7 protein-coding genes and 1 pseudogene are annotated in these 5,032 nt (G+C 54.3%); 3 read left to right on the top strand and 5 right to left on the bottom strand.

Going from position 1 to position 5,032, the window contains the following annotated elements; genetic code table 11:
- On the bottom strand, nt 1–353 hold a 353-nt coding region (locus ACT3UQ_RS19500; RefSeq protein ID WP_444637792.1), incomplete at its 3' end, for a hypothetical protein.
- A 151-nt stretch (nt 354–504) separates the two neighbouring features.
- Between ACT3UQ_RS19500 and ACT3UQ_RS19495 the strand changes: the two are divergent.
- Nucleotides 505–576 (top strand): annotated as a pseudogene (locus tag ACT3UQ_RS19495) (hypothetical protein); the annotation flags it as partial.
- A gap of 91 nt (nt 577–667) precedes the next feature.
- Here the strand turns inward: ACT3UQ_RS19495 and ACT3UQ_RS19490 are convergent.
- The 4 genes from ACT3UQ_RS19490 to ACT3UQ_RS19475 form a co-directional block, all read right to left on the bottom strand.
- Nucleotides 668–1,204 (bottom strand): hypothetical protein, encoded by a 537-nt coding sequence (locus ACT3UQ_RS19490; protein ID WP_443444159.1) that lies wholly within the window; start codon nt 1,202–1,204, stop codon nt 668–670.
- A gap of 96 nt (nt 1,205–1,300) precedes the next feature.
- The gene (locus tag ACT3UQ_RS19485; RefSeq protein WP_443444158.1) at nt 1,301–1,753 is read right to left on the bottom strand and encodes a hypothetical protein; all 453 of its coding nucleotides are present in this window, start codon (nt 1,751–1,753) and stop codon (nt 1,301–1,303) included.
- A complete protein-coding gene (locus ACT3UQ_RS19480; protein WP_443444157.1) occupies nt 1,750–2,067 on the bottom strand; it encodes a PadR family transcriptional regulator in 318 nt (105 codons plus the stop codon). Before ACT3UQ_RS19480 ends, ACT3UQ_RS19485 begins: the two co-directional genes overlap by 4 nt.
- A 67-nt stretch (nt 2,068–2,134) precedes the next feature.
- The gene (locus ACT3UQ_RS19475) at nt 2,135–2,977 is read right to left on the bottom strand and encodes a DNA/RNA non-specific endonuclease (protein WP_444637791.1); all 843 of its coding nucleotides are present in this window, start codon (nt 2,975–2,977) and stop codon (nt 2,135–2,137) included.
- A gap of 232 nt (nt 2,978–3,209) precedes the next feature.
- Between ACT3UQ_RS19475 and ACT3UQ_RS19470 the strand changes: the two genes are divergently transcribed.
- Both ACT3UQ_RS19470 and ACT3UQ_RS19465 read left to right on the top strand, forming a co-directional pair.
- Nucleotides 3,210–3,626 carry a LexA family protein gene (locus ACT3UQ_RS19470; protein WP_444637793.1) on the top strand — a complete coding sequence of 139 codons (417 nt, stop codon included), beginning with the start codon at nt 3,210–3,212 and terminating at the stop codon, nt 3,624–3,626.
- The gene (locus ACT3UQ_RS19465; protein ID WP_444637789.1) at nt 3,608–4,918 is read left to right on the top strand and encodes a Y-family DNA polymerase; all 1,311 of its coding nucleotides are present in this window, start codon (nt 3,608–3,610) and stop codon (nt 4,916–4,918) included. The genes ACT3UQ_RS19470 and ACT3UQ_RS19465 overlap by 19 nt, the downstream gene beginning before the upstream one ends.
- Nucleotides 4,919–5,032: the final 114 nt, after the last annotated feature.

Here is a 5,032-nt window from a genome sequence, read left to right as displayed (position 1 = left end):
CCATGCCCTGCGTCTCCTCGTTCGGCTAGATCAGCCTCGGGGAATCGTTTGGCAATCCGCTCAATAGCTTCTGCACCGTCTCGAGCCTCCTTAGCGAATGATCCAGTACCAGCGCGCTCTAGAAGATCTGCTGATGAGTAAAGCATCGAGGCGCCTTCTTCGGACGCTCTCACATCGTCAATGCTCTCGACCAGGTAGTCATGAATCTTGTTTTCCATGATTTTTTGTTCATTCACAGCCGGTGACAGCACTGGGCTTGTCCCGGCAAAAATTGACCTACGCGCGGTGGAGCGCGTTGGGCTTTCTTCCCCTGGCTGGCTAAACGTTGTCTTACACTGAACGGGTTGGTTCATGATGGTGTTCCTTTGACGGTTCCGCTTACGGAACTTTAGAGTGAAACTTCGCATAAACTTCTATCGGCTCCGGAAACCGACATCTCCGAGATAGATCACTCTGGCAGAGAGGTTTCTATTATCCAATTGCTTCCTTTTCGATTGATACAACTCGAAACGGAGTCAGGAAAGACTGAAGGGCATGGCATCGATGGAATATCGATGCCATGCCCTTGCAGCCTAATGCGGGACCATTATTTAGCTAGTTCAACTTTCGGGACCAAATTCACATCCCGTACAATTATCCCGGCTTCTAAAAGAATGTAGCGCAGAACCTAACTAATTCTTACACCCTTGGCAGCAACGGCATAATCGCCAAATGAGTAGCAAGTATTGTGGTTCGACACCGGCCCGCGCAAGGTGCTCCAGTAATGCTGGTTCCCGTAGTGGTACCGGGTCTGACCACGATTAGCCCCCGGGCAGAGGAAGCGCACATTGTTGTACTTGCTTATGTTTGCTTCTCCCTTGTTGGCGAAGCAAAGCACGTTTTTTCCGTCCTGACCACGCCAGCGGTACCAATCAATACGACTTCCGCAGGTCACGATGCTGACAAACGGTTGGAAAATTGGGGCATCGCTCAGGTAGAGCGGACTATCGGTTGCGGGCATTTGAGTTTCTTCCAACGCTTCAAGTTCAACCAGTTCCTGGTCTGAAATCGGAGTTCCCTCAGCTGGATCGACTTCAACAATGGTAATGCCTTCATCGATTGCCCACTGCGGGGTTTCGGCTTCAGTTGCTGAAGCAATTCCTGGGATAAGGGAGAAGGCCAAGGCAACTATGCCGGCCTTCGCAGCCAAGGTGGCTCGTTTCATGAAAGTTCCTTAAATAGCGAGAGATCAACGTACACGACATACGTCGATCTCATGCTATGTAGATTTAAGGAGAGAGGCAAGTTGTTGCCAAATCAATTACTCGCCCTGGTACGTAGGGGCAACCTCTCCCCCTCCCAAAACCTCTACACCATCAATAATCATCGGATCAGATGGGGTGGTGCGAGCATTCTCTTCAATCATCCCCGCGGGGACAGTGATCTGCGTAACCTCGTGATTCGTGATTGTTGAGGCCCCTACAATGCCTCCGAATGTCAGCACGACAGCAACAAGGGCAGTGGGTAACAGAATTTTCATTGCTTTTTCCTCTCTGAGTTGGGTGGGATTGGACAGTGAAGCGAATCCATGTGCAATTCTCAAACGAGTGCCGGCAATAAGAGCTCCGGTAACGACGTCACCCGACGGGATATCCAACTCGTTACAATCCCGAAGATCCGCCCTCCATTGTTCAGAGCGTGCCTGCCGCAGATGTGCCGGAGTCACGAAAAGCGATAGTCGAAAAAGTGTTCTTAACAGCACTGTCTGACTCATGCGAATTTCCTGGAATGAAAGCCAGCATCCAGAGAGGGTTTCGGCCTCTGGGTGGAAATGTACTCGTGAGCATACGGAACAGCCACAGCTTCCAATTTAAAGTACCGCCGGCGGGGCCCCTTGCGAGATAGATCCGTATCCCACTCGCTAGTAATCCAGCCAGCATCCTCCAAGCGTTCCAGAATCGGGTAAACCGTTCCCGTCTTCAGCCCGGTCGCCTTCACGATCTGGAGGCCCCAGATCGCTTCAGTTGATTCCATGAGCGCACCAACAACAGCAGCTGTTGCAGGGGTGTGCCTCGCTAAACGTTCCATACCACCATGCTACCTATGTAGATTTAGATGGTCAACCTGAACCTCTCACCCAATTTCAGAATTACCATCACCAAGTAATATCGACAGTCGAGTCTAGCGGAGTTATCTCCTCGACCCGCACAACAACAAGATCATCAGCAAGATGAAGCGTCTCCGCGAATTCCAGTCGCGTCCACTGCTCCAACTCCCCCACCGAGACCTGATACACCCTGAATTCATCCAGTGCCAGCGCTACGCGCAGCTGATCGAGATCCTGCGTCAAGAGAAAAGCACGGGCCTTCAGCACGCCGCCTTCTTTGAAAACGATGAGCTTCCAGTACTCCGAAGGCAAGCCAACACCGCGATACACCTGATCTCCTGACTGGAAGACCGGCCCGCCAAAGACACTCACCTTGAGGCCTTCAACATCCACCTGCTCATAGAGCGCATTTTCCAGCTGGCCCCAGATTCCCTCTTGGCTGCTCTGATTGAAATCATCCATTTGCGGTGCGATGTTCGTGTAGAAAAAGGAATCCTCATTGGCTTGCTGCGCTTCCGCGACCTCGCCCCACACCAGATCCGCACGGCGAGCAATATGCCCACGATCCAGCCGATTGCCTTGATACAGCTCATTGCCCGATTGAAACTCTTCAGGCAACCTCGAATCCTTGTCGAAATCAATGCCCGAACGGCTCAACCGCTTGGTTGCAGAGCCGTCGATGTTCCAGGCCACCCAACGCGCCAACCGGCGAGACTTACTCAGCGACAGGGAAAAGTGGGTATAAGGAATGACATTGCCCCCTTCCCACAGCACCGCGTCCTGCAAGGCCTCAGCAACCCAGCTCGGCAGCGCGACGCTAGTTCCCAGGAATTCCGGGTCGTACCCGATGCGGTCAATCGAAGCATTAGCCAGGTCTGCATCAGTGGACAAACTGAACACCACTTTCATCGAAAATCGTACGATTTTGTTCCATGAGTTTGCGCCTCCAGCCTACGTCCTGCACGGTGAACACACCCAGGGAAAAAAGCTAAACATCAAGAACATTCGATGCAAACCAAAAGGAGACCGGATCACGCACGAGCCTTCCTGTCGGAACCCCAGACTACATTCAAGTATTAGAATAGATATTCTAAGAAAAGGTGTTGCCGTGAAAATTGATCGAATACAGGTATGCGCACTGGCGTCCCCACCTCAACGTGTGATCGCGGTGGCGCTGGACCGCGTCCCAGCCGGCTACCCCTCCCCCGCCCAGGACTACTCAGATACGAAGATCGACCTGTCAGAGATGTTGATCCGAGACCAGGTATCCACCTTCATTGTGCGCGTCTCAGGTGAGTCGATGCAGGGTGCGGGGATCAGCGATGGGGATGAGCTGATCGTGGATCGGTCGGTGCAGCCTCGCGATGGGCATGTGGTGATTGCGGTGATTGACGGGGAAATGACCGTCAAACGGCTGACCACCACACCCGACGGAGTGGTGTTGAAAGCCGAGAACCCGGACTACCCTGATCTACGCGTGGCCGAGCTTAGTGATTTTCGGGTGTGGGGTGTGGCCACCACATGCCTCCACCACCTCTAGGCACCCCTGCTGAGTCGCGTCAGGCCTATATTGCCCATGTCGATGTGAACAGCTTCTATGTCTCCTGCGAGCGGGCTTTTGATCCGAGACTGGAAGGCCGGCCGGTGATCGTGCTTTCTAACAATGACGGTTGCGCGGTCGCCCGCAGCAGCGAGGCCAAAGCACTGGGCATTGAAATGGGCGCACCGTGGTTCAAACTCGCTGCCGACGCTGACCGACTTAACCTGGTCGCGAAGTCCTCTAATTACGAGCTGTATGGGGAAATGTCCGCCCGCGTCATGAAGCTTTTAGGCCGTTTCTCGGCCTGGGTGGAGGTCTATTCCATTGATGAGGCGTTCCTGGGCGTGACTGGCACCGTCGATGAGCTGCAAGTCCTTGGTGAGCAGATCAAGGCTGAGGTGTTCCGGTTGACCGGGTTGCCGGTCTGTGTGGGCATCGCTAAAACTAAGACCCTAGCGAAGATGGCGAATAAAACAGCCAAACACATCAAGGAGCTGGGCGGGGTGTGCGTGTGGGATCGCGCCCCGAGGACAACCACAGAAAACCTGTTAGCCCGCCTTCCGACGGTCGAGATCTGGGGCATCGGACCCCGTCTGACTAAACGGCTGCGGGGGCTTGGGATCTGGACAGCGAAAGAGCTGCGGGATGCCGATGAGGTGCGTATCCGCGATAAGTTCTCCATTGTGCAGATGCGCACTGTGCTAGAGCTGCGTGGCGTCCCATGTATCCCGATGGAAGAAGAACGGGTGGTCAAAGATCAGCTGATCTTCTCCCGTAGTTTCTCTGATCCGATCACTGACCGCGTAGGGATGGAACAGGTGATGGGGATTTATGCGCAACAAGCCTCGGCAAGATTGCACAAGCACCAGAAGCAAGCCAAAATTCTGTCTGCGTGGGCGATGACCAGCTATTACAACCAGCATCAGGATCACCAGCCAGCCATCACGGTCAAGCTCCCTGGACCGAGCGCTGATCCGGTGATGCTCACCAAGGCAGCAAAGCAGCTACTCCCCCAGATCCTGGTCGGGGTGAAATACGCACGCGCAGGGGTAATGGTCATGGATCTGCAGCCGGTAGCGATGCAGGAGACCTTCGACCCTTTCATCTCGGCACATGAGACGAAACAGATCGGCCCGTTGATCGCGCAGATCCACTCCGGGCATGGAGTAAAAGCCATCGGACTAGGTGCCGCCGGGCTGCAGCAGGGTCCAGCTTTGGAAATGCGGCGGGAGATGATGAGTCCGCGGTATACGACGCATTGGAAGGAGCTGCTGACTGTGAAAGCCGCTTAGTGGGCCTTTGAAAGTTTTAGAATCACCGGGGCCGGCCGCTGGCTTCGCCGCTGGATGGTCTGGTGAGAATAAGGGATACTCAGCGTGTTCCTGAAGCGGTGTTTAGTCGCTTAG

It is taken from the genome of Glutamicibacter sp. AOP12-B1-11, assembly GCF_052379245.1.
In the GTDB taxonomy this organism is placed as follows: domain Bacteria; phylum Actinomycetota; class Actinomycetes; order Actinomycetales; family Micrococcaceae; genus Glutamicibacter.
The sequence above is the reverse complement of the archived record's forward strand: the minus strand, read 5'-3'. Positions and strand labels throughout refer to the sequence as shown.

Bases quoted from the DNA above. Each gene is read 5' to 3' on its own strand.
- ACT3UQ_RS19465 (WP_444637789.1), top strand. From the start codon at position 3,608: ATGCCTCCACCACCTCTAGGCACCCCTGCTGAGTCGCGTCAGGCCTAT.
- ACT3UQ_RS19485 (WP_443444158.1), bottom strand. From the start codon at position 1,753: ATGAGTCAGACAGTGCTGTTAAGAACACTTTTTCGACTATCGCTTTTC.
- ACT3UQ_RS19490 (WP_443444159.1), bottom strand. From the start codon at position 1,204: ATGAAACGAGCCACCTTGGCTGCGAAGGCCGGCATAGTTGCCTTGGCC.
- ACT3UQ_RS19480 (WP_443444157.1), bottom strand. From the start codon at position 2,067: ATGGAACGTTTAGCGAGGCACACCCCTGCAACAGCTGCTGTTGTTGGT.